This is a genomic window from Leptolyngbya sp. Heron Island J, assembly GCF_000482245.1.
In the GTDB taxonomy this organism is placed as follows: domain Bacteria; phylum Cyanobacteriota; class Cyanobacteriia; order Phormidesmidales; family Phormidesmidaceae; genus Leptothoe.
Genome location: NZ_AWNH01000017.1, coordinates 33,794 through 56,472, shown reverse-complemented (window position 1 = coordinate 56,472; position 22,679 = coordinate 33,794). Strand labels below are relative to the sequence as shown.

Here is a 22,679-nt window from a genome sequence, read left to right as displayed (position 1 = left end):
GTAGAGACCGTTTCTCTAGACGTGGCAGAATCCTCGATGCCCTATGCCAACCTCTATATCTGGCGGGAAAAGCGCAAGGATGCTCCGGTTCATGCCATTGGCGCAACCGTGATTCACAACGGCCAGAAAGTTTTGGAGGTTAAGCCGATTCACTGTGCCGGATATCGGCGACGACAGTTAGAACGCTATGTCTCTCAAAAGATGCTGCCCTATCTCACGGAACGCTATGGAATCACCCACTTTTCCAATGAGATTCGGTTAGAGCCTATTGAGTGTCCCATTCCTGACTGCCCTTTGAAGGGAGGCTTTGATCATCTTGGAGTGGGCGATGGTTAGTGTTCGTCAGCTGGAGTTAGATTTGGGTGATGCCTTTGAAGATGCCGCCTATGTGCCGGAAGAAGCGAATATTTTAGAACTTTGGCAGCAGTTTGAGGGGGTAATGATGGAGCTGCCGTGGCGCGAGCAGTTGCGGCTCGGTGGGGAAGTACTAGCCCAGCTGGCTGATATTTGTGAGGCCAAGTCTGAAATCCTATGGGATGACTGGCAAGATGTTCATAATACGAATGGCCCCGTGTTAGATGGTGTTAGATGGTGACTGGCTTAAGGGAATCACCCTACAGACTCAAGAATTGGACTTTTCAGACCTGGTACAGCGTGCCAACCAACGCGATCCGTTTGAGCCCGTGGCCGATGATGAGTCTGTAGTGGGGGATGTGGATAAAGCCTCTGTTCTGGCGTTAGTGGATGCGTTAACTGAGGAAGCGGTTAAGGAGCAAGCGCTGGCCGTGGCGCATTCAGAGAATGTATCGGTTTGGATCGACAACTTATCGATGCAAGGGACCGGCGTTCCTCAACGATTAATTGATCTACAACGACAAGTAAAGATGCCATTGGTGGAGGTGTGGATGGCGGCACTCCTGGGTGACTTTAGATTGGAGCAGCGTGGCGGATTTTATGGGACTGAGCACCTTTGGATTGCTTAAGATCTGTCCACTTTTGGGTTCAGTCTAATAACTCTGGCTAGTTTGCATTCAAACAGGCACTGGGCGAGGCGGTCAATAATTCACAGCCTCGCCCGGTGCCGCTGGATAATTAGCCGAAGGCCGCCATCCTCAAATCCTCAATGTAATGCACTCCTTTGGGTATCAAGCGGTGGAAGCAGTGGCTGACATAGTTCCGGCGACCAATCACTACAACCTGTTGGCCCGAGCGTTGGCAAGTTTCGATCAAACATCGAAAGTCACTGTCACCCGTCACTAGCACAACGACATCAGGTTGTAAGGTGCTGCATAGTTGCTGGCAGTGTTGGATGAGCAATGCATCGAGCTTATTTTTGCCGTTGCCTGCAATATCAATACACAGCCAGCCATCGGTCAGAAGTTTTTGTGCTTTCGTTTCCTTGAGCTGTCGCCAGTTATGGTAGGCCGATAACTGGGAGATACGCCCTAGTGTTTTGGCGAATGCAATGATCGGCTGGCTGTCCTTGAACAGATTAATATTTTGCCCATCGGCAAAGATCGCCACGGTTGGTGGCGCTTTTTTCTTGCTTTGAGACATGATGAGTCCTCTGTGATACGAGGCTCAGAGATGCTTAAAAGAACGCTAACTATGGCTATCCAACAGTATGGTTCTTGAAAAAACACACCGTTGGGTGGCTACAGCTAGAACTACATAGCAACCGAAGATAGGCCCTGTCTGCCCTAGCAGTTGGGGCATTTTCTTGGGTTACCCGTATAGCGCGCACCTGCGATCGCTATGTAGGCCTAGTTATAAGCTTCGCGACTTTATCAGCGGCTGAGCTGTCCAATAGTATAGCCGTCTATTTTTTGAGCCGCCAGGAGCTGCTGATTATGGGGGGCAATCCAGTTTGGTTCTGATGTCCTCGCAGATCCAAGTAAAACAAGTTTAACCAGGACAGCTTCCACCGTTTGACACTCCGTAAGTTGCTTCTGCAACCATTGGATTACTACCAGATCAGGCCTAACTCTGAACCTGACGTGCGACGTCGCACGTCAGGTTAGCTCCTGAACTTGGGCGACTAATTCATTGATCTGATCAAGGATAGTGCCGACCTGCTTATTCTTCTTTCTCAAGACATCGCCCTTTAATAGTAGACTCAGCCCATCAACGGCTGTTGTGGCCCGTTTCATATTTGGAGATGGCTTTTTCTCTTTGGCAGTGTTCTTAGATTCTGCTTGTTGACGCTTGGCTTGACGGATTTCCTTTACTGGTGGATTCACATCAATAATCCACGACAGTAAATCGTCACGATCTTCATCGTCTCTGACGCTACCTATCTCAAGGGCTTTCGAGGCATCAATTTGCCCTGCGTCTAATGCCTGCCTGACATCATCGGGTAGGCTTTTGAACTTAATTAGTTTTGTGCGGAAGCTGGTGAGTTTGCCACCGTTATATCGGTCAAGGATCGCCTGATACATTACCAGACGAGTTTTGATATCCTCTGATATACCATTGCCACGTTTGGCAGAATTGCTCATCTGGTTTAGCTCTTGCTCAACCACATCTGGGGTGGTTGCAGTTTTATCGGCCATCAGTTCCAGGTAGCCCAAAAGTACCTCAAAGGCATTGAGGTTTTTGCGCACCATGTTCTCATCGAAGCGGATGCGTCTGACTTGCTGTGGGCTTAATTCTTGAATTTCAGCACGAATGATTTCGTGGTCCAGTTCTTCACAAGCGGTGACGCGACTGGCACCAAAGACCAATTCATATTTAAAGCCTTGGGACAGGGCCTCACTTTTTGGAGGTAGGGGAGTAACTAAGACTGCTCCGCGAAATCCTTCTTCTTGAATAGCGGTCTTTAACTTTTCGATCTCCTGGGGATCAAAGAAAAGACGTTGCTGTTTGGGTCGCCAGATTTCGGCAATCGGCAGTTCAACGAAAGAATTATCTGCTGTTGGATTCTCAATGGACGCTATGGTCTGGGCCGTATCCTCAGAGGTTAAATTTCCTAAAATGTTGCCTACCATTGAGGTAGAGCGTAGTTTAGTTGCTGAACTCATACGGTTACCTCAACTTGCTGGGCAATGGCTTTAGAAATTGCTCGCATGACTTTAAGACAGTCATTTTTAGGATCGAATTGGGCAAGGGGTTGATGCGCTTCCTGTGAGTCGCTCACTGCAGTGCGCACGGGTACTGGATCAAATACGTTCATGCCGTCAAACATGGGTAGCTGCAGCTGTGCTGCAATTTCATGAATGGCATCATTGGCCCTGCGTGAACCAGAGGTTCGTTTGTCGTACATGGTTGGAATGAGACCCAGTACTCTCAGGTCAGGATTGACTTTTTGGGCAAGTTCAATGCTGACTCGAAGCAGGCCCATAGTTGCCTCGACTGCTTTGTAATTGGTGCTGAGGGGGACCAATAAGAAGTCGGCAGCTACCAGACAATTGATGGAAAGTAAGCCTAAGCTGGGAGGACCATCAATAACGATGACATCGTATTTATTGTGTGTCTGCTCAAGGGTATCTCTGAGACGATACTCTCGACGTAGTTCGCCAGCTAGTAGTAATTCTGCCTGAGCAAGCTGAAGATTTGCAGGAACGAGATCGCACCAATGGTTGGAATCAATGGGCAAGGGTGCTCGGTTCATTAAGCTGTCAAAGATGGTTGCTTCTAAACCGTAGGCATCGAGGCCAAAAAAAGTGGTCAGTGAGGCTTGCGGATCCATGTCGATCGCAAGGGTGTTGACATGCTGCTCCCCAAGTAAATGGGAGATATTCATCGTCAGCGTAGTTTTGCCAACTCCCCCCGACATATTAAAGAAAGCTACTACTGTCGCCATGTTTAGGTATGGAGGATGCGGTGGAGGGCTGACGTGCGATGTCGCACGTCAGTGATTGATGGTCAACATACTAATGTAGGATGCGACATCTGCACACACTAAATCCGAGGATTTTTAAATTGAAAAACTTATCGAGTAAGGTGCTCGCTCACTCTAGAGTCGCTTCAGAATTCACAGTATGTTACGTGACAAAAGTCCCCTGACATGGCTGCCAGGGGATACGGACTGTGCTATTTAGAGGATTTGAGAGATGGGAGAGCGGGTGATTTCTCACCGTTTATTTCTCTGTGTAGGGATTCAGGCTGTTCCAGGTGTATTCCAAAGTAGTTTTGTGATCTTCGTTAGTTTTTGTTGTGTTGTTACTCACCTGCTTCAGTGCATTTCAATGGCCTGTTGCACAGCTTGTTGCCGTCGGGCCTGGTCCCAGCGGATAGAGTTTAGAGTATTACCAAGACCAGGGGCATTCCAGCGACCGCTATCAGGATCGAGAAAAGCGCGGGTTCTGGCCCAAATGATTCGGTCAGCTTCACTCATGGATTGCTGGCGGGCAATGGCAAGCCAGTCAATATAACCCCGATCCAGGGCGGCCAGCGGTGCTTGATTAGCTAGATCTATGCCATTAAGTTCTTCGGCTAGGGAAAGGGAGACCTGGTGCTGGCTGGCCTGTTGCCGTAGGTCAAGCGCCTGTTGGTATAGTCGCTTCAGCTGTTTGGTATCGGCATCGGTGGGAGACCTGGCCCCATGCTGATAGGAAAAGCTGCCCAGGTTCCATTTTTGGTTGCCAGGGTCTACATGGCCATAGTAGGCAGCGGTGTAACCACCATCGGGGGTGCGGGTCCCCTCGGCACTGCCCACAGCGCGAGCAACGAGGGAGTTGCTGCCACTGTGGAATAAGGTTTCTAAGGCATAGCGGACGACTTGGGTAATTGGTGTTGGGGAGGCCTGTGTGGGGTTGGGGACAAAGCTGAGGCTAACTGCGTCACTGCGGGGGGGTGCCTTTGCGGTCTTAGCTGGAGGTGAATCAAAGGTAAGGGCGATGTCCTTGGCCGGGGCCGGAGTGGCCCATAGGAAAATGAGGCCGATGGGTATCGACCAGGAAAGCGACCGGTGCATGGAGGTTACTCCGTTAGAAATTGTTCAATTAGCTCAGTGGCAGGTTCGATCAGAGCCCAGGTGCCATCGGGTTCTTTGCGAAAAGCAGCAAAAACTAGTCGCTCTGCGCGACCAATGGTGTGACCTTGGGAACGCTGTCCCAGGTTAGGACGGTTGATGCCGCAGAGGCGAAACAGGTAGGCAGGCACTTCTGGACTGGTGAGGGCAAGACAGTGATCATCCATAGGTTGGAGTTTGCCATCAAAGGGCATCTGCACTGGGTCACCGCCCATTTCCAGGGTGATATCGCCGAGACCGCTGCTAATGCGGTAGTTGCCCACCTGTTTGCCCACCTGGAGTTCCCAGGTTTGTTGGATGGTGATGGTACGTGGTAATGGTGGACCTGACTGGCAGGCAGCCAGCAGGGTGAGCAGTGCCCCGCTGGCTATCTGCAATGTGCACCTAGTGTTGAAGCTTAAAGCCATAGCCCACATACTCCTCATCTTCGTACAGCACTACAAGCCAGGTATTGGGATCAAAGGCCAGGGGATAGGCAGCGCGTTCGGCTGAGACTCCGGCCCGCACTTCGATGGCCGTTAGGGTGCAGTAGGGGTCTTCGGCAATCGCTTCGATGGCCTGACGGTTTTCTCGTTCGGGGACGGTGAGTAGCTGGGTGAGTTGTTGTCGTGAGAGAACGGCCTGGCTGGATATTATGTCCTGGCAGAGGTCTTTCTTAGCGGAGGCGGCTTTGGCTTGGAATCGGAGGCCGAAGCCAAGACTAAAGCTGAGTAGCATGAGTAGGCCACTGGTGATGAGGCGGTAGCGTCGTTGTCGTCTAGGGCGTCGTTTGGATCGTTGTTTAATTTTGGGGTTCATGGGGTGCTCCTTGCTGGCTGCGTCCAGGTGATGTGAGTATAGATGCATTTTTCTACAAGAGACAAGGGCTAAATCCTTATGAAATCAGGGCTTTAGGCTTTGTGCAATAATCTCTAAGGCCGTGGCAACAAGGGTTAATCGGTTAAGAAAAAAGTTGACATTATTTTTGCAACAACAATGTCATGGCGACGTAGGTATGGAGCGGTAGAATCTATAAATGTTGTGATCGCAAAGAAGTCAAAAGTTACTCTATAGCCTTCACGAAATACGCCAAGAGCATCATCTATTGCTCATGTGACGACCAATGGTGTTGCTTTTGCTCTGGTTGTCATCAATGAGGATTTTGAGAATCCCTATCAGTGAGAATCTGTGCAATAGGTGCAAATCCTGGGTTCTGTTCTGGTTTCAACCAGCTGTTAGCACTATAGGTATATAGCGAGGCGTCCTGTGACATCCTCAAACCGGTCCAATTGGTTACTCGAATGACATCGGTGTCGAGCAAGCCATAGTGTTGTTTAAGAGCTGCCCAGATATTACCCTCGATTTCAGTCAATGATGGTCCTCTAAAGGTGACTGATTCATTGCCGGAGACTGCCAGAGTAATGTGTGCTGGATCAAAACGATTGGCTAGCGCAATCATGGCCGATAAAACTGATAGCTCATGGGCGGAGGTGACAATGACGAATGGCTTATCTGGGTAACCATTCATTTCATGCCGCAACCATTGCTCAGATTGCTGAGCGTTGAATTGACTACCGACAAAAATGTCGCTATTGATGATGACTAGCTTAAACTGGTGACCGAGTTCCACGACCCTATTGATTGGTTTAACGATATTCTAGATGATCTATCCGTGGGCAGTTCACAAGTTTCAGAGCATATAAGAAAAGCGTTAGACATGTCCTTTGGGCTGCACGCAACTCTACAGCTGTGGTTAATGCAGTTCAAAAAATGACTCTTGTCCTAGATGGGGTAAGTAGGTCTTGACCAGCACGTCTAGCGAGTCTTCATGGCCAATGTGGATCCAATCATCAATTCTGCCAAGGTAACAATACCGCTCCGTTTGAAAGCGTCGCTTTTGCTTGTCAATCAGGGTAAAACGTAGGTCAGATGTATACCGAATTGACTGCTGGATAAGCTGTTCTATCGTATCGGCATCTCGATTAAACTGATCTGCGGTTGCTCTGACAAATTCTGATAACTGGTCAGTGTTGTTACTGGAGGTAAAAATATAAATAATCTCTTTTTTGACATCGATTATAAAAGGCTTGACTTTAGAAAAGTTCTCCATACCCTGCTTGACGACTTGCACTTCGGCATCTGTAATAATCTTCTTTGGAATCCTACGCAAAAAGACCTGGGTATGAGGACTTTCGTAAATTTCAAACCCATCAGGAATTTGCTCGACCAGGTTTCCCTCGGATTTCTTTGAGAAAAAGTACTTGGACTTGCCGGTTTTTGTGGTGCCCTGATGCAGATAGTAGGTCTGTAAACTGCGGTTGGTGTAGGTGATGGTCATTTGTCTATTCCTGTTCTCCCGCCGTGTTCCGTTAGCATACGACAGTGTGGTTAGGAGACAGAATGTAAGATTCAGAAGCCTCCTGTATTCTGCTCCTGACTTGAGCCCCTACCCCCAACGATGTTACCGTCAGGTCGCCATTGCCATTGGGAGCTTGCCAGATGCCTCAGTACACTCAGGAGTATCGCCAAAAGATCTATGAAGGGTTTGAAACGACTCGGTTGCTGAGTGCGGTGGATCATGTTGATCAGTTGAGGCAATTGTTGGGGGATGATGAGGATTTTCGGCCACCTCAGATTCGTCAAGACCTGCTGCGGTTACATCAATTGGCGATGGAGTTTGTGAATAATGGCGTTATGAGTAAAGGGCCGGAAGTATTTGATCTGGCGTTTGATTTGGATGCTCAGATATTTACGATTCGTGAGGCGCTAGATGAAATTGAAAAGACGATCCAAACTTTGACTGATCTGGCCCCAGATCCAGATGAAGATTATGAGAATGGTGAGGACTGACTGACTGATTAATGATTTTGTTCAACAAAAAATCCCCCACCAATTGGTGAGGACTCTAGAGTGTGTGTAGGGAGAGTCTGAGTAGGAAAAGGGTGCCCTGAGAATGAAGCCTTTCACAGATTACGGAGTCTGCACCGGGCACCCAAGCTTGTGCTTCAACTTCTGTCAGGTTCGTTAAGGCAATGGATATCTCTTGAGCATTGAGCAACAACAGCTCACCTGACGCGCAAATAACGAATGCATCCGTCATTTGCTTGGCTTGAGTACCGCAACAGCTCAGCAATCTGTTAGCGGATGGACTTAGTACGAGCATCGAGGGCCTCTAGGCGAGCTTCCTGGATGTTGTCGACAGCTTTGGTGCGTGCATCCAATGCTTCCAAACGAGCGGCTTGAATATCTTCAACGGCTTTAGTCTGGTTGTTGAGGTGTTCTAAACGTAGCTTGTGAACGGTGTTCTTGGTACGAGCGTCTAAAGCCTCTAAGCGAGCTTCTTGGACGTTGTCGATTGTCTTAGTGCGGGCATCGAGTGCTTCTAGGCGAGCCGCTTGGATATCTTCGATGGCCTTGGTCTGATTGTTGAGGTGCTCAAGGCGTAGTTTGTGGACGGTGTTCTTGGTGCGGCGGTCGAGTGCTTCGAGGCGAGCTTCTTGAATATTGAAACTTGTGGGTTCAACGGCGGAGGCGACGGGTGCGATCGCAGCGGAGGCAACAAGAATAGTTAAAGCGGAAAGGATAGTGCGTTTCATGGTTAAAGCTCCTTGGGAATCAGTGATTAACTTCATTGATTCCTAGAATGCTGGGGGTACCTGAACGCTGTCTGACCGATACCTGAAGGTTGCTTAAGGGGTTTCTGAGATTGGCTGAGGGAATGTGGTGATAGAGGTCACAAGGAAGGTTAGGCGGTTGCGATACTCCTCTGGAGTGGCTTCACCAACGCGCCAGTACTGACCGGCCAGTTCGCAACTGGCCAAGATCCATTCAATATAAGAAGCCCCCATGAACCTTAGCGTCCATGGGGGCTTCGATTTAGATATAGAGGGTGCCTAAATTTAGAGGTATCTAAAATTTAGGTAAGTAATACAGTGTGCTGTCTACTTAGATATAGGGTTCGAGATAGGAAGTTATGCAATAGTATGCTTTGTCCGTGAATCCACTGTATGCCGATATGTGGCAGACCAACCCCCTTGGCAAAATAACCCTATCGCCTGCTTACACAACCATCATTTTTGCTTAGGTTGGGTGTGTGATCACAGCGTAATGAGTTGTTTTGATGTTGACTAAAGGATTCTTGGGTTGCCTTTTGCTGTTGCCCAGTGAGTTGTAGCGTTGGGCGATTGAGCTTGTGAAGCTTTAAAGCACAACAGCACCCAGAACAATCGACTGAGGGACTCTTCTACATTAAACAAGACTTCTCAGAGTTGTTGTATACCAGGTGAACCTACTATAAACAGGGCTCTCTAGTGCAAGTAAGAAGAAATATCAGTGCTGTGTTTGGGTGCTGTGTTTGAACTGTCGGATGATTCTATCGAAATATCTATCGTTAGACCTCCTTGTGTAGCGACTATGAGCTTTTCAACTCATGTGTACAGCATATTCTTGTAGTGCTTCAAAATCTCTTCTCTGATACAAACGTTAATGTTGTTATTTTTCACTGCTGTTTCTGCCTATCAGTGAGATAGCTCTATGGAGTGTTGTGGTTGATGTCACCGCGAGCGGTAATGTCATCCGTTTAGAATCAAGCCGTTCAATTGTAGGATAAGCACTGATGCGCCGACCGAAACAGCTAATTGCCAGCCAGGTAGTCGCCCCGTTGCCTAGATCGCAGCCAGCGACGGGCAAGCTGAAGTATTTTCGACCTTTGCCGTATCATGTGGCGTTGAGTCAGGCGGCGCGGTTTGAGGCGTGGATGCAGGATGTGGATGAGGTGGGTGGTCCGGCGGAAGCGGTGGATAGTAGTGATTTTGATCCGAGGTTGATGGAGTGGTAAGGGGTGTTGCGATCTCAACGCTAACACTGCAATTCCTACCAACACAGAACTGCAACGCAGAACATCGCTACGATGGAAGCGTGAGGGCGTGGGTTGGCTCTAACACACAAAAGCTCGAACCTCTTGGCCCAGGCTTTTGCAATTTGGATGATTGTCAGTTGTTAAGCAGTCTGTATTTGTACATTCTCTGATGCACGTATAAACACAGCCGATCCATCGCTATGCTGCGCAGCCAAACAAACTATCCAAATAGAGCTTGTTTACATGGGGCTGATTCACCCCATTTTGCATGAGAAAGAGAGAAAGTGCAGCCTGCATTACGCGCTCCTGACTCCATAGCTCATGGGTATTTAAGTAGTCCTGCATCGATAGATGTAACGTTTCGGGGACTTCTACCATAAGGCTAACAGTGGCTGTGGTTACAGCAACGGTGGTTGCAGTAGCTGTTGTCATAAGTCTCACACCTCATTAATTCTAGACACAACAAATTAGGGCCTGGTTGTATAGTCTTGCCCTATCGCAGCTATAAGCGGGGTAGCCGCATCGGGAACACAGGACGAAGGAGACTTAACCAGGTCACCTCAATCAGTGGAGCTTCATTGTGCAGGAGGGCCTAGTAAATGGCAATGTCTGTCTCTCTTTATATTTTTCTAATGCGAAAAAATGCCTAACGAAACCAAGAGGGTTAGGGGACTATTTTCGTTATATTCATTTACAAATTGAGACTGATCCCCATGCATTTACGTTTTCCCCAGATTACGGGAATGCCTTGAGCGTTGGTAGCAACCTGGGGAGAACCCTGCTCGACCTGGGGAAAAGCTAAGGAAAACCCTGGGGAAAACTCCGTCTATTGTTAAGAAAAATAAAGTGGTGAATTTACGCAGGTTGGCCTAGTTCATGAGAATTTTTTGACGTTCAAACCTATGACTAGTAAGGGTTTACTGCCCTAGGTCAACCCTACTTTGGTTTAATCGTCTTCAATTGCAGCAGCGTGGCTGAGTGCTGGTTTGGGTTCTTGCCGACCTTTTTCGCTCAGCGCTGGGTGGCGGTCGTGGGTTATTCAGCTTTAGTGCGCTCGGTCTCCGACGGTCCTACGCGGTTTGTTGTCTCGGTTCCGGTCACTGTGCCTCAGGGGTCTATCCGGTTGCCTGGCGGCCAGCGAGGTGGGCGCGTCCGGGTGGTGGTTCATCCGCCGTCTGCTTACTAGCGGCGTGGGGCTTCGGCCCCTTTTTTACTGCCTCATTAACCAAAAGCGGTGCTGTTCAATCCGGACAGCACCGCTTTCTCTTAGATCAAAGTGTTATCAAGCTTGAACGGCCTATGCAGTAATGGAAGGAGCAACCAAAGCAACAGGAGCTGCTTCACCAGCGGCCAAGTCGAGCGGGAAGTTGTGAGCATTACGCTCGTGCATGACTTCCATACCCAGGTTGGCACGGTTGATGACGTCAGCCCAAGTGCTGACCACACGACCCTGAGAGTCGATGATCGACTGGTTGAAGTTGAATCCGTTCAGGTTGAACGCCATCGTGGAGATACCCAGTGCAGTGAACCAGATACCGACGACAGGCCAGGCACCCAAGAAGAAGTGCAAGGAACGGCTGTTGTTGAAGGATGCGTACTGGAAGATCAAACGACCGAAGTAGCCGTGTGCTGCAACGATGTTGTAAGTCTCTTCTTCCTGACCAAACTTGTAACCATAGTTCTGGGACTCAGTCTCAGTGGTCTCACGCACCAAGGAGGACGTTACCAGAGAACCGTGCATCGCGGAGAACAAGGAACCGCCGAAGACACCGGCCACACCAAGCATGTGGAAGGGGTGCATCAGGATGTTGTGCTCAGCCTGGAAAACAAGCATGAAGTTGAACGTACCGGAGATACCGAGAGGCATACCATCAGAGAATGAACCCTGACCGATGGGGTAGATCAAGAACACTGCAGTTGCAGCTGCTACAGGAGCCGAGTAAGCAACACAGATCCAAGGACGCATACCCAAGCGGTAGGACAGTTCCCACTCACGACCCATGTAGCAGAATACACCGATCAAGAAGTGGAAAATTACCAGCTGGTAAGGGCCACCGTTGTACAACCACTCATCCAAGGAAGCAGCTTCCCAGATGGGGTAGAAGTGTAGACCGATAGCGTTGGAGGAAGGAATAACAGCACCAGAAATGATGTTGTTTCCGAGAATCAGAGATCCTGCAACGGGCTCACGGATACCGTCGATGTCAACGGGCGGAGCGGCGATGAAGGCGATTACGAAACATGCAGTGGCAGCAAGTAGCGTGGGGATCATCAGCACACCAAACCAACCTACATAGATACGGTTGTCGGTGCTAGTAACCCACTCACAAAATTGGTCCCACAAGCTAGCGCTTTGGCGCTGTTGGAGAGTTGTAGTCATAACAAAATAATGGCGGTTGTGCCTAACTAAACCGATGGCTTAATCAAGCGGAACAGGTATGTATGTAATTAGATTAGCAATTACCGTAAACTTTTGTAAAGACAGCCGCCCATAAATATGAGAAACCCCTGTGATAAGACGCTCTTATTACAGGGGTGTAACACAGACATCCCCATGTCCTGCTTCTAGTCTAGGGTCTATGCATCGAAAGGTGCTCGATGATAATCAGGCTGAGGGCACTGATCACACTGAGGGTCCAAAACCAGCCAGCTGTGGCTGTTATGCCGAAAACGCCATCATCTCGGCAGCCCGTTACCCATAACGACCAGGCTTGGGACAAGTTAATGGTTTCGAAGTGATTAAAACTGGCTCGAAATACAATCGGTTTTTGTAGCTCCGCATCGCGCACATCAAAGTCTGATAGCTGACCGACTCTGTTGAGATCTAAACGACTCATAGGCCACGCTCCCCATCCTGGTTCTGCGCTACATACGCTAACACCCAGGCCATAAGACCTGGGTGTCATGCTTGAAAAAATTAATGTGTGGATGCCAGTGGCTTAGAAGGATGCGCCTAGCCATACAGCCATCAATGTCCCGATGCTAATGCATAGCACTCCGATGATGTCTTGAGCGTTGAGCCGCTCAGGGGTTGCCATCTGTGCAGCGTAAACAGCGACCTTAACATCGTCATGAGGGCGGCGAGTGTGCATCGTAAATGTCCTTAGCGAATCAACAGCTTGTAGGGCAGCGTACCCTGCGTCATCAAGAATAAATAGGGCGACAGCTGCGCCCTGGCCTGAGCTGAGGTAACCGAGGAGAGTCGGCTTTGCAATCCCGCTCAGCAGTCATCACTAAATTAATTATACATGAATAAATGTAAACTTTTTAATTTTTTATTGACATATGAGCGATCTGTCTTGGCAGATATGGTCTTTCTGGTCGTTGCCGTAAGCCTTGAGTCTGTCAACTCCATAAAAAAGCCCCCACCATATCGGTCGAGGCTTGAAGTGTGTGTTGTAGGAACGAGAGAATTTGAAGAGAGAAGGGTGCCTCATGAAAGATAATGAAGCTTCACGGATGTACGGAGACGCACTCGGCACCCAAACTTGGTTAGCCTGAATACGCCCCGCTCTGTCAGCGGACGACGGACTTAGTACGAGCATCCAGCGCATCTAGGCGAGCTTCCTGGATGTTGTCGACAGCTTTAGTACGAGCATCCAACGCTTCCAGACGAGTAGCTTGAATATTCTCGACGGCCTTGGTTTGGTTGTTGAGGTGCTCCCGACGTAGCTTATGAACTCTGTTCTTGGTGCGAGCATCCAACGCATCTAGGCGAGTCTCTTGGATGTTGTCAATGGCTTTGGTACGAGCATCTAATGCGTCTAAGCGGGCTTCTTGAATGTTGTCGATTGCCTTAGTGCGGGCATCCAGTGCGTCTAGGCGAGTGGCTTGGATATCTTCGATAGCCTTGGTTTGATTGTTGAGGTGCTCAAGGCGTAGTTTGTGGACAGTGTTCTTAGTGCGGGCGTCTAGAGCTTCCAGGCGAGCGGATTGAATATTGAAGCTAGCGGGCTCAGCGGCGGATGCGATGGGAGCAACGGCAGCGGAAGCAACGAGAATAGTTAAGGCGGAAAGAAGTGTGCGTTTCATGGTTAAAGCTCCTTGGTGAATCAGTGAAGTGTTTGTTTGCTTCATTGATTACTAGAATGCCGGGGCTACCTGAACGCTATCTGACGGATAACTGAAGGTTGCTTAAGGGGTTTCTGAATTTGGCTGAGTAAGTTTGGTGATGGGGGTCACAGAGATGGTTGGGCGTTGCGATCGCAACTCTGATTTGTTTTAACGGAATTACTGGACTACCTGACGACAAGACCTCTTCTGAAAATGAATCAATCTGATATTGAACATCGTGATCAAGTGCTGCGCGCCTATTTTGCTGGAAGTGATTGGGATTTGGTTGGAGAGTATGGCCTCAATCGGGAGTTGGTTTTGAAAAGTTCTCAGCTGCTACCCAACTAGCCTTTTCTGATTGATGATGAATGGGAGTATGACCCAGGTCGAGCAAATGAGGGGCGAGGGGATTTAGTCTTTACGGATGGGAATGGTCAGTTTGCTGTTGTGGAGGTGAAATATCTCGATTTGGCTGATCAAGCTGGTGCAGAAAATCAAAAGAACGGCAAAAATCGAAGAACTAGCAATACTAAGAAACGTCGCAAGGTAGAAGGCCAGGCGAGTGACTATGCTAAGAAACTACGAGCGAAATTAGGTAATGCTCAGCCAGTAGAGGCTTACTACTTCACTAATGATGACAAGAATGAGCTAAAGCGTTTGAAAAAACAGGATGCTCTATAAGTTTTTATTGTGATCGCAACCTGTACTCTTAAACCTATGGTAATTGCTCAACTCCCCCGGAGGGGATTGTTTTCCTAGAGCCGAATCTGTAACGTATTTGAATGCAAGAACTTCCTGATCTAAGCCAGTTAAGTCCAGAGGCAAAAGATACTCTGATAAGGATGTTATAGCGTTTCCCATTCAGATAAGGTAGAACTCTAGTATTGCTCAACAGAATGAAATTGCCAGTATATGAAGCCGTATTCAACTGACTTGCGTCAGAAAGTTGTGGAGACCTATCTCGCCGGTGGCATTTCCCAACGTAAGGTCGCTGAACGCTTTAGAGTCGCTCCCAGTTTTGTGGGTAAAGTGCTCAAGCAATATCGCGACACGGGCCGTGTTGAGCCCAAAGTCCGTACCCAGCAAACCCCTCCAAAACTCAATCCAGACCAATTAGCCATCCTTGAACAATTGGTGCATGACCATAATGATGCGACCCTGGCCGAGTTGCGGAAGAAACTCCATGACGCCACTGGCGTACTCATTGGACGGTCTACCGTAGACCGCATGATCAAACGGCTGAATCTGACCCTCAAAAAAAACGCTCCATCCGAGTGAAAAGGAAAGCGAGCGTGTTCAGCGCAAACGCTTTGAATATTGGCAGTTGGTGCAGGGGATTCTAGCGAAAGACCTGATTTTTATCGATGAAGCCGGGGTCAACCTGGCGATGACACGCTTGTTTGCCAGAGCTCCGAAAGGTCAACGAGCCCATGGCAACCGTCCGAATAAACGAGGCAAAAATGTATCGTTAATCGGAGCCATTAGCCTAAATCGTGTGATTACTCAGCTCTCCATTTTGGGAGCTGTTGACAGTATTACCTTCGAGGCATTTATTTCCCAAAAGCTGGTCCCTAATCTGTGGAAAGGCGAGTGTGTCATCTTAGACAACTGCAAGATTCATCTTGGAAAGGATGTGGAGGCCATGATTAAAGCGGCTGGCGCTCGATTGATTTATCTACCGCCCTACTCTCCTGATTTTTCACCGATTGAAAACTGTTGGTCCAAGATTAAGACTCGATTACGGGCCATTGGCGCAAGAACCTATCCCGACTTAGAAAAAGCTGTTGAGGAGGCCTTTGAAAGGGTGTCATTAGAAGATCTTTTAAGCTGGTTTACCCACTGCTGCTATTGCACCTCACTAGACTAGGAAACGCTATATGGGAAGAAATGCAGAGTCTGCGTCAGCGTTTAGACGAGATAGAAAAGCGCCCAAAAAAGACCAGCAAGAATTCAAGCAAACCGCCGTCACAGGACATCAAAGCCAATCAGAAAACCCGCAAAAAAGGTGGCGTGCGGCGAGAGGCTAGCGTAGGGCGAAAAGGCGGGGGACGTCCGTTAAGCCCAAATCCAGACCGCACCGTAGAAGCCCGAGTGACGGCATGTTCAACGTGTGAAGCTGAAATTCCCGAAACCCATCACCAATTGCATAGTCGTTACGACAAGTTGGAGTTGCCCGAGATCAAACCGATAGTGACCCGTGTGGAACGCTATCAAGGAACGTGTCCGTGTTGTGGGCAGCAGGACTTGGCTCCGGTGCCGGACGCCTTGGCCGGTGGATCACCTTTTGGGGCTAGTATCGAGAGCTTGGTGACCTATCTACGGTATGGTCACGCCATCAGCTATGAACGGTTGCATCAATTGCTCGACGAGATCTTTAATCTCTCTATCTCCGAAGGAGCCTTGGCCAATCTGTTAGCGCGAGTACGGCATCAATTAATCGAGCCTATGGCCGAGATGCATGCTCACCTCCAGCAGTCACGACTGATTTGCTCGGATGAGACCAGTGCTCGGGTGAAGGGCCACACGGAATGGGAATGGGTGTTCCAAAATGAGGATGTCTGTTTTCATGTGGTGTGTGCTACTCGAGGGGCAAGTGTCATCTACGATGTCCTAGGTGACCATCGTCCTGAGGTATGGGTCTCGGATTTATTTAGTGCTCAAAAAAGTCATCCCGCCGCCCGTTGGCAAGTGTGTCTGGCTCATCAGCTCAGAGACTGCCAATTTGCTATCGATGCGGGAGATGCGGTGTTTGCCCCGGTCATGAAGCACCTATTGTTACGGGCCTTATCCATTCACAAACGCCGTGAGTCATTGGCCCCCTCGACACTCTATCAATATCGATTGGATATTAAACGGCGATTACGACGGATCCTGGACCTGCAGCCTGACCAAGCGGATGGCATCCGATTACGCAACCGATATAACGATATTCAAGAGCACTTATTTGTCTTCCTGGAAGATGTGACGATCCCACCCACCAATAATTCCAGCGAGCAAGCCATTCGGATGAGTACTGTCTTCCGAAAAGTAACCCATGGGTTCCGGTCTGAGTGGGGACGCGATTTGTTTGCCGCTGTTCGCTCGGTCATTAATACTGGAAAACGGCAAGGATTATCGGCTCTCAAGGCTATTCAAACTGCTCTCTCTCCTGGCTTATCTCTCTTTCAACCGAGTTGAGCAATTACTCAAAATCTCACTAGAATCCACGAAGAGTCAAGCAAAGAGGCCCTTTATGAATGTTCCATTTTCAGGTGGCTGCGCTTGCGGTGCTGTCGGAGCCGGAGGATGGTCCGCCGGCCCGGCGGTATCGCGCCGGTGATTTAGAGGGTCATCGCTGAATGTTCATGCAGCGTAACAGAAACGCCGCCTAACAAGACAAATGCAGCCGACGCTCGCCCCTTGTGCGGCTGATTCGCGGCGTTATACCTCCCGGCTGACTGTAGCTTAAGGAGAGGGGAAGCAGGGAGCTCCTGGCTTGTTTCTCCTCCTCCTTTGAAAAAGTCAGTATCCCCAAGACTCAACAGTCTCCTGATTAGTGTCCATCCAAGTACGCGCTGCCTCGCGAGGGGTGAGTCCGTCAACATTGACCATTCGGTCCATTTCGGTGACATCTTCGACACTCAAGCGAACATTAGAGAGACGTTCCAAAGATTCCGGTGAGAGTTTATCTGCTAAACCTTTATGCCCTAAAAGATAAGCACTGTCCGGGTCTCCGTAGGCATTTAGGGGCTCTTCGAGGGCGCGCACATCATACGCAGCATTAACCCACTGGGGCTGCCAGAGGGGAAAGACAACCCAGGTACCGGCAGCGATCGCATCTTCAAACGTGCTCAGCCAGTCAGCAGGCGGAGCCGCGACCAGTTCATACCCAGCTTCATCTAGGCCATAGGCTTCAACCACGCGCCGTCCTCCAGTGGTCAGACCAGTGGCCTCAGGTAATGAGGTAATCTGGTCGGGAAAATTCGCGCGAACGTCTGGATCGGTGAGATCGGCAATGGAGTTGACCTCATCTTCTGGCACATAGGACGGTACAACCCAGAAAAATCGCGCGTCTTCATAGAGGGGTGCGATGGGAAACGTGACGTCTTGAACGGGCTCGTACAGAGCAGCATGACCATTGGGCAACCAGGTCGCCGCGAGAATATCAACGTCACCCTCACCCAGCATCGGAAAGATTTCTGCATGGGAGCCTTCTGTTACCTCAACAGTGTAGCCATCGCGCTCTAGTAGTTCTTGGACTACCCCGCCCTTGACTGCATAGAACGACAGACCGACCTGCCCCAACTGAATGTTTGTGGCCTCAGCTGCGTAGGCAGCCATGGGAACGAGCAGTGCGATCGCAGTCGTTGCTGCGCCAATCATAGTTTTCATAGTTTTTCCTCAAAGTGGATATCTCTTTGATGTGGACGCTCTATTGGCCAAATTCTTTATGTAAAGAACGGTTGAGTGCAGCCGCGTCAGATGCTTGATTACAGACTATTCGATCTAGAATCTCCTGTGAAGAGGCTGAATTTCACTTCTCTTTTTACTTTTTTTCATTAATCCGACGTGAAAAGTCTGTCAAACATCCAAGCATTTGTGCGGGTTGCAGAGGCGCAAAGCTTTACTGGGGCCTCTAATAGTTTGGGCCTCTCGGCGTCGGCTGTCAGCAAAGCCGTTGGCCGCTTAGAAGCCGACTTGGGCATTAAGCTATTTCATCGCACTACCCGTAGCATTAGCTTGACACCAGACGGGACGAGGTTTTACGAGGGTTGCAAACAGCTTTTATTCGACCTCGATCTGCTCGTAGCTGAAATTCAGGGGAATCATCAACTTGCCCCGAGGGGGCAATTAAACCTCAGTGTCCCTGAGGCATTTGGGCGAGTATGTGTGGTCCCTGTGTTGAGGCAATTCCTACAGGCATTTCCAGACCTAATGCTAGACGTTTCAATAGACGATCATGCTGTCGATCTAGCTGCTGAGGGGATCGATGTCGCGATCCGCACTGGGCCACTGAGCGACCGCGCCAATCTGATCGCAAGTCGATTAACTACCTACTCGATGGTGGTGTGCGCTTCGCCGGAATATCTATCCCAGCATGGGTCGCCACAGCATCCAGAACAGTTGCCGCAGTATGCTTGCCTCAATTTTCGCAATCGAGCAACGGGGCGATTCTATCCCTGGACGTTTTCGGTCAATGGCAGCAGGGAACAGTATGCGGCGACAGGTGCCTTGGTGGTAGACAATTCGGATGCGATTGTTCAGTCTACGATCGCAGGTTTGGGCCTCAGCCAGATGCCAGAATTTCTTGGAGCTGAAGCGCTTTCTAAGGGAGATTTAGTAGAAGTTCTTCAGCCCTATCGACCACCAGAAATTCCGGTCTGGATTTGTTATCTTGACCGACGTTTTGTAGCCTCTAGAATTCGAGCATTTGCGGATTTTATGCTGGGACGAAAAAACGATTTTGCAGCGATGCATGTGCTCTCTAAAGGCAATAATCACGGCATAACAAGTCGATGAAGCGAGCGCACGAAAGTTGGTGGTGATGCAAAGGTTATCTATCGCCGCTTATCTTAGTCGTTAACCTCAAATAGAGTTGCGAGGCTCGCAGCCAATCAAAGCGAATCTACACCCCGTTGACTAGGTGCCGCCTTTGAGCAAACAGTCTGTCTTGGGAGTATTATTTCCAAACAAGACGTTTAATTAACGTATCCCTTGCTCCGAAGGCTTTCAAGCTATTTGCGCTTAGTGAACTGAAAATCTTGTTTGCGAGCCCTTATCAATCACTAACGACATTTGGATGTTCGCCCACTACATCAAAGACTTTTTCTTTTTTCAATGGATACACCTCTTTGTTCCTGCCTTGCGCCCCTCTCTCGTTACTGTTATGTGCTCCTTTCAGAGGTGAAGAGCGGCTTCGTTGCCATGCGTCCTGGTGAAATCATACCCGAAGCCTCCCTCTTTTCGAATCATGTTCATTGCCTCACATCCTTTGAGGGTGTGCCTGGCTGTATTGAATGAATCAAACACTATCGAGCAGCACCGCTGTTTGTAAGAGACTCAGATCCGACAGTTTCCTCCTCGCTCAGCACATCAGACGCAAAAGCCTCGGTGATGTCTTGCATCATGTCCATTTCTGTCGCAAACAGCATTTGAGTCATCATCACGATGGCCGTGTTCTGGCTCGGTACGGCCGTGGCAATGGCCGAGGCCGCGCTGGCGAAGCCGTAGGTGCCAACGGGTTCGATATTGGTTGACCGAATCCAGACGCGTCCACCCGCACCAAACCCTTGCCCCTCCGAGGAGAAGGCACCGAAACCATCGAAGCTGATGTTGTCTGGAAGAAGGTTAGATATAGCAAGGGCGACGGCGGCGTTCGGCAGAGCCTGCATGCCTTCGACCTGCCCACCATTCGCCAGTGCGCTCATGAACCGTAGATAATCTTCTGGTGTCGTGATGAGGCCTGCCCCGCCTGACGGGAAGGGCGGCGCAGCGGCATAGGCACTCGTGTTCGGCGTCTCGTGGACAACGATCTCGCCGTTCAGTCACGCATAGTTGGTGGTCAGGCGGCTGAGATCCTCGGGTGCAACCACAAAGCCAGTATCGTCCATGCTGAGCGGGGCGAAGATGCGAGCCTGAACGAAGCTTTCGAAGGACTGGTCAGCCGCTGTCTCAATCACGGCAGCGAGGACGTCTTGCCCGATGCTGTAGTGCCACTCGGTGCCGGGGTCGACGCGCAGCGGCAACTCCGCGACCTTTTCGGCGAAGGCCCGCAGCGAACCAGGCTCCTCGCCATAGATCGGGGCTAGTGGATGCGGCAGACGCAGGCCGGGTACGATTCCAGCGCGTGCATAGGTTTCCGATAGGCCACTTGGGATGGTGCTGTATCCAAGGCCGGACGTATGGGTCAGCAGATGACGGATGGTGATCTCCCGCGCGGCAGACCGCGTCTCTCCATAGCTATCCGGATCTATGAGAACCTGCATGTCGGCGAAGGCCGGTATGAAGTCGCTGATTGGCTGGTCGAGAGCGATAACGCCGTCGATGATCAGTAGGATAGCTGCAAGGCTGGTAACCGGTTTGGTCAGCGAGTAGGCGCGGTAGAGGCTGTGCTCGTCTGCCTCTCGGTCACTCTCGAAGGCTAGTGTGCCTTCGCGGATCCAGACCGTCTCGCCGTCCGGCAGCAAGACGCCAATTACCATGTTGGCGGTTAGGTCTTCGGAAATGGCACGCTCGGCGACGGCCTCGAGAGCAGGCAGGCGTGATCCATCTTCGGTGAGCATGACCTCGCCATCAAGGAGAGAGACACCGATCTTCTGATTGGCGGTAAGGCTTTCTGATACGGTGCGTTCCGCCACCGCCTGCACAGATGGCAATTTCGGTTTGGACTCGGCCATCGCTACATCTGGGACAAAAAGGGCAATGGCAATGGGGACTGTCTGGCGGAAGATGGTGCGAAAGAGGGACATGGAACTTCTCTTGGTAGTAGGAAATAAAAAGAAAGCAGTGATTTGGACAGAACAAATGCGTCAACGATTGGCGAGATTTAGTGCTGTGGCAAGAGCAACGCAGGCACTAGCCGATCAATCGTGTTTTGTTATGGAACGGTGAGGGTATTTTGCTAACTCCGATTTACGCTTTTTCTATGGGGTATCAAGTAGTTGAGTAAGATAAACGTTGAGATCGCAAAGAGGCTACCCGCGTAAAAGACACCTCTGATTTCCCATGCACTGAACGCTAACCCGCCCAATAATGGCCCCATTGCCTGTCCCAGGGGGACTGCAATGGCGACCACTGCCATAAACCCGGCCCGATGAGTGTTTGGGGCCAGTTCTGCCAAGAGGGCTTGGGTTGTGGGAAATACGATGCCATGGGCTATCCCAAAGAGGATGCTGGGAATGAGTAACATCCAGATGTGCTCAATGGCAGGTGTGATAACAAGTGCCAACGTATAAACCAAGAAGGAAATCTTGATGAGTGTCAATTCAGAGAATGATCGCGCAAATAACCCCAGCTGTGATGAAATCAATGCAAACGACAGTGCCATGCTGGCCAACAAGATACCAATCACGATCTCAGAAGCCCCCAGGGACGCTGCCACGGTGGGAATGTAAGTCAAGTAGGCCCCAAATAAGAGAACAAAGAGCGCAACGACGATGAATATCAGTCGAATGACCCGACCCCGACGAATACTGCCCCAAATAGTTCTCAAATAAACCTTAAAATCAAAATCTGAGGATTGTTCCTGTTGGGGCAGTCGCAGCGATCGCCACAACCAAATCCCCACTAGAAAGGCCAGCAGTGGTAAAGCAAATGTGTAACGCCATTCCATGGATGCCAATCCACCACCCAGCAACGGATACACCGCTAAACTCAACCCGATCATGCTGGCATTCAATCCCATCGCTGCGGTCAATTGCTTCCCTGTATAGAGATCACCGAGCAATGCCAGTGCTAAGGCCTCTAAACTCGCTGCCCCAACCCCTTGTAAGAAGCGCCCCACCAACAGGAGCTGAAAACTTGGCGCAAAGGCGCAGGCAATGCCCGCGATCGCAAACAGAAATAATGACGGCACTAAAAGGGTTTTCCGGCCAAAGCGATCTGCCAGGACACCGCAGATAGGTGCTCCGATCGCAATTGGGATAACAAACGCCGTTGTCACCCAACCAATCTGCTGGGGGGATAGATTAAAGGCTTGGACAATTCCAGGCAGGGCAGGATTGACGCTCATTGTCCCCAAAAGCTCCATCAGCGTAATACTGATAACGATTTGAAGATTCACGTCTCGATAAATAGGGGGAGTGCTTCTAGCGACAGGATTCAACTTGTTAGACATCT

The 22,679-nt window shown here is 49.9% G+C and carries 27 protein-coding genes and 2 pseudogenes; 11 read left to right on the top strand and 18 right to left on the bottom strand.

Annotation, left to right across the window (positions count from 1 at the left end):
* The 3 genes and pseudogenes from N836_RS45695 to N836_RS77430 all read left to right on the top strand — a co-directional run.
* Positions 1 to 336 (top strand): annotated as a pseudogene (locus N836_RS45695) (hypothetical protein); the annotation flags it as partial.
* Complete coding sequence (locus N836_RS77435) at positions 329 to 595, top strand: hypothetical protein (RefSeq protein WP_023071354.1); 267 nt, start codon at positions 329 to 331, stop codon at positions 593 to 595. The pseudogene N836_RS45695 and the gene N836_RS77435, both read left to right, overlap by 8 nt.
* Complete coding sequence (locus N836_RS77430; protein WP_023071353.1) at positions 579 to 983, top strand: hypothetical protein; 405 nt, start codon at positions 579 to 581, stop codon at positions 981 to 983. Before N836_RS77435 ends, N836_RS77430 begins: the two co-directional genes overlap by 17 nt.
* Positions 984 to 1,092: 109 nt before the next feature.
* Here N836_RS77430 and N836_RS45685 read toward each other — a convergent pair whose 3' ends face one another.
* The 8 genes from N836_RS45685 to N836_RS45650 form a co-directional block, all read right to left on the bottom strand.
* Entirely contained in the window at positions 1,093 to 1,557 is a 465-nt protein-coding gene (locus N836_RS45685) for an NYN domain-containing protein (protein WP_023071352.1), read from the bottom strand.
* 455 nt (positions 1,558 to 2,012) lie between these two features.
* Positions 2,013 to 3,020, bottom strand: coding sequence for a ParB/RepB/Spo0J family partition protein (locus N836_RS45680; RefSeq protein ID WP_023071350.1), 1,008 nt, complete (start codon positions 3,018 to 3,020; stop codon positions 2,013 to 2,015).
* The gene (locus N836_RS45675) at positions 3,017 to 3,802 is read right to left on the bottom strand and encodes a ParA family protein (protein ID WP_031291876.1); all 786 of its coding nucleotides are present in this window, start codon (positions 3,800 to 3,802) and stop codon (positions 3,017 to 3,019) included. The genes N836_RS45680 and N836_RS45675 overlap by 4 nt, the downstream gene beginning before the upstream one ends.
* A 372-nt stretch (positions 3,803 to 4,174) precedes the next feature.
* Entirely contained in the window at positions 4,175 to 4,915 is a 741-nt protein-coding gene (locus tag N836_RS45670; RefSeq protein WP_023071348.1) for a hypothetical protein, read from the bottom strand.
* Positions 4,916 to 4,920: 5 nt separating this feature from the next.
* Positions 4,921 to 5,379 carry a hypothetical protein gene (locus N836_RS45665; RefSeq protein ID WP_031291875.1) on the bottom strand — a complete coding sequence of 153 codons (459 nt, stop codon included), beginning with the start codon at positions 5,377 to 5,379 and terminating at the stop codon, positions 4,921 to 4,923.
* Positions 5,357 to 5,770, bottom strand: a complete 414-nt coding sequence (locus tag N836_RS45660; RefSeq protein WP_023071346.1) for a hypothetical protein — start codon at positions 5,768 to 5,770, stop codon at positions 5,357 to 5,359. Before N836_RS45660 ends, N836_RS45665 begins: the two co-directional genes overlap by 23 nt.
* Positions 5,771 to 6,101: 331 nt before the next feature.
* Positions 6,102 to 6,581: a hypothetical protein gene (locus tag N836_RS45655; RefSeq protein ID WP_023071345.1), complete on the bottom strand. Its 480-nt coding sequence runs from the start codon at positions 6,579 to 6,581 to the stop codon at positions 6,102 to 6,104.
* A 123-nt stretch (positions 6,582 to 6,704) separates the two neighbouring features.
* Positions 6,705 to 7,289, bottom strand: a complete 585-nt coding sequence (locus N836_RS45650) for a hypothetical protein (protein ID WP_023071344.1) — start codon at positions 7,287 to 7,289, stop codon at positions 6,705 to 6,707.
* Between the two features lie 161 nt (positions 7,290 to 7,450).
* Between N836_RS45650 and N836_RS45645 the strand changes: the two genes are divergently transcribed.
* Positions 7,451 to 7,801, top strand: coding sequence for a hypothetical protein (locus N836_RS45645; RefSeq protein WP_023071343.1), 351 nt, complete (start codon positions 7,451 to 7,453; stop codon positions 7,799 to 7,801).
* A 287-nt stretch (positions 7,802 to 8,088) separates the two neighbouring features.
* Here the strand turns inward: N836_RS45645 and N836_RS45635 are convergent, their stop codons facing one another.
* Together N836_RS45635 and N836_RS76380 are read right to left on the bottom strand one after the other, a co-directional pair.
* The gene (locus tag N836_RS45635; RefSeq protein ID WP_031291873.1) at positions 8,089 to 8,547 is read right to left on the bottom strand and encodes a hypothetical protein; all 459 of its coding nucleotides are present in this window, start codon (positions 8,545 to 8,547) and stop codon (positions 8,089 to 8,091) included.
* Between the two features lie 93 nt (positions 8,548 to 8,640).
* Positions 8,641 to 8,799 carry a hypothetical protein gene (locus N836_RS76380; RefSeq protein WP_023071340.1) on the bottom strand — a complete coding sequence of 53 codons (159 nt, stop codon included), beginning with the start codon at positions 8,797 to 8,799 and terminating at the stop codon, positions 8,641 to 8,643.
* Between the two features lie 767 nt (positions 8,800 to 9,566).
* On the opposite strand from N836_RS76380, the gene N836_RS45630 reads away from it, so the two are divergent.
* Positions 9,567 to 9,788 carry a hypothetical protein gene (locus N836_RS45630; protein ID WP_023071339.1) on the top strand — a complete coding sequence of 74 codons (222 nt, stop codon included), beginning with the start codon at positions 9,567 to 9,569 and terminating at the stop codon, positions 9,786 to 9,788.
* Positions 9,789 to 10,007: 219 nt separating this feature from the next.
* On the opposite strand, the gene N836_RS0137270 is transcribed toward N836_RS45630, so the two are convergent.
* A complete protein-coding gene (locus N836_RS0137270) occupies positions 10,008 to 10,241 on the bottom strand; it encodes a DUF2811 domain-containing protein (protein WP_023071338.1) in 234 nt (77 codons plus the stop codon).
* Between the two features lie 562 nt (positions 10,242 to 10,803).
* Here N836_RS0137270 and N836_RS74435 point away from each other — a divergent pair.
* Positions 10,804 to 10,995: a hypothetical protein gene (locus N836_RS74435; RefSeq protein ID WP_235071042.1), complete on the top strand. Its 192-nt coding sequence runs from the start codon at positions 10,804 to 10,806 to the stop codon at positions 10,993 to 10,995.
* Positions 10,996 to 11,106: 111 nt separating this feature from the next.
* Here the strand turns inward: N836_RS74435 and psbA are convergent, their stop codons facing one another.
* The 4 genes from psbA to N836_RS45610 all read right to left on the bottom strand — a co-directional run bounded on the left by psbA (position 11,107) and on the right by N836_RS45610 (position 13,841).
* Positions 11,107 to 12,189, bottom strand: coding sequence for a photosystem II q(b) protein (gene psbA / locus N836_RS45620; protein ID WP_023071336.1), 1,083 nt, complete (start codon positions 12,187 to 12,189; stop codon positions 11,107 to 11,109).
* A gap of 190 nt (positions 12,190 to 12,379) precedes the next feature.
* The gene (locus N836_RS45615; RefSeq protein WP_023071335.1) at positions 12,380 to 12,646 is read right to left on the bottom strand and encodes a hypothetical protein; all 267 of its coding nucleotides are present in this window, start codon (positions 12,644 to 12,646) and stop codon (positions 12,380 to 12,382) included.
* Positions 12,647 to 12,748: 102 nt separating this feature from the next.
* Positions 12,749 to 12,901: a hypothetical protein gene (locus N836_RS76375; RefSeq protein ID WP_161634935.1), complete on the bottom strand. Its 153-nt coding sequence runs from the start codon at positions 12,899 to 12,901 to the stop codon at positions 12,749 to 12,751.
* A gap of 424 nt (positions 12,902 to 13,325) precedes the next feature.
* A complete protein-coding gene (locus N836_RS45610; protein WP_031291868.1) occupies positions 13,326 to 13,841 on the bottom strand; it encodes a hypothetical protein in 516 nt (171 codons plus the stop codon).
* A 234-nt stretch (positions 13,842 to 14,075) separates the two neighbouring features.
* On the opposite strand from N836_RS45610, the gene N836_RS77845 reads away from it, so the two are divergent.
* From N836_RS77845 to tnpC, 4 genes are all read left to right on the top strand, one after another.
* The gene (locus tag N836_RS77845) at positions 14,076 to 14,210 is read left to right on the top strand and encodes a hypothetical protein (RefSeq protein WP_023071333.1); all 135 of its coding nucleotides are present in this window, start codon (positions 14,076 to 14,078) and stop codon (positions 14,208 to 14,210) included.
* 105 nt (positions 14,211 to 14,315) lie between these two features.
* Positions 14,316 to 14,543 (top strand): hypothetical protein, encoded by a 228-nt coding sequence (locus N836_RS77425; RefSeq protein WP_235071041.1) that lies wholly within the window; start codon positions 14,316 to 14,318, stop codon positions 14,541 to 14,543.
* Positions 14,544 to 14,774: 231 nt separating this feature from the next.
* A protein-coding gene (locus N836_RS75185) for an IS630 family transposase (RefSeq protein WP_200867392.1) occupies positions 14,775 to 15,729 on the top strand; the annotation gives its coding sequence in 2 pieces (ribosomal slippage) (positions 14,775 to 15,115 and positions 15,114 to 15,729; 957 coding nt in all).
* The gene (gene tnpC, locus N836_RS45595; protein WP_442785772.1) at positions 15,711 to 17,039 is read left to right on the top strand and encodes an IS66 family transposase; all 1,329 of its coding nucleotides are present in this window, start codon (positions 15,711 to 15,713) and stop codon (positions 17,037 to 17,039) included. The genes N836_RS75185 and tnpC overlap by 19 nt, the downstream gene beginning before the upstream one ends.
* Positions 17,040 to 17,363: 324 nt before the next feature.
* On the opposite strand, the gene N836_RS45590 is transcribed toward tnpC, so the two are convergent.
* Positions 17,364 to 18,233, bottom strand: a complete 870-nt coding sequence (locus tag N836_RS45590; protein WP_023071328.1) for a glycine betaine ABC transporter substrate-binding protein — start codon at positions 18,231 to 18,233, stop codon at positions 17,364 to 17,366.
* Positions 18,234 to 18,410: 177 nt separating this feature from the next.
* Between N836_RS45590 and N836_RS45585 the strand changes: the two genes are divergently transcribed.
* Positions 18,411 to 19,361, top strand: coding sequence for a LysR family transcriptional regulator (locus N836_RS45585; RefSeq protein ID WP_023071327.1), 951 nt, complete (start codon positions 18,411 to 18,413; stop codon positions 19,359 to 19,361).
* Positions 19,362 to 19,870: 509 nt separating this feature from the next.
* On the opposite strand, the pseudogene N836_RS77420 reads toward N836_RS45585, so the two are convergent.
* Positions 19,871 to 21,043, bottom strand: a pseudogene (locus tag N836_RS77420) (serine hydrolase domain-containing protein).
* 419 nt (positions 21,044 to 21,462) lie between these two features.
* Positions 21,463 to 22,677 (bottom strand): MFS transporter, encoded by a 1,215-nt coding sequence (locus N836_RS45575; RefSeq protein ID WP_023071323.1) that lies wholly within the window; start codon positions 22,675 to 22,677, stop codon positions 21,463 to 21,465.
* Between the last annotated feature and the right edge of the window lie 2 nt (positions 22,678 to 22,679).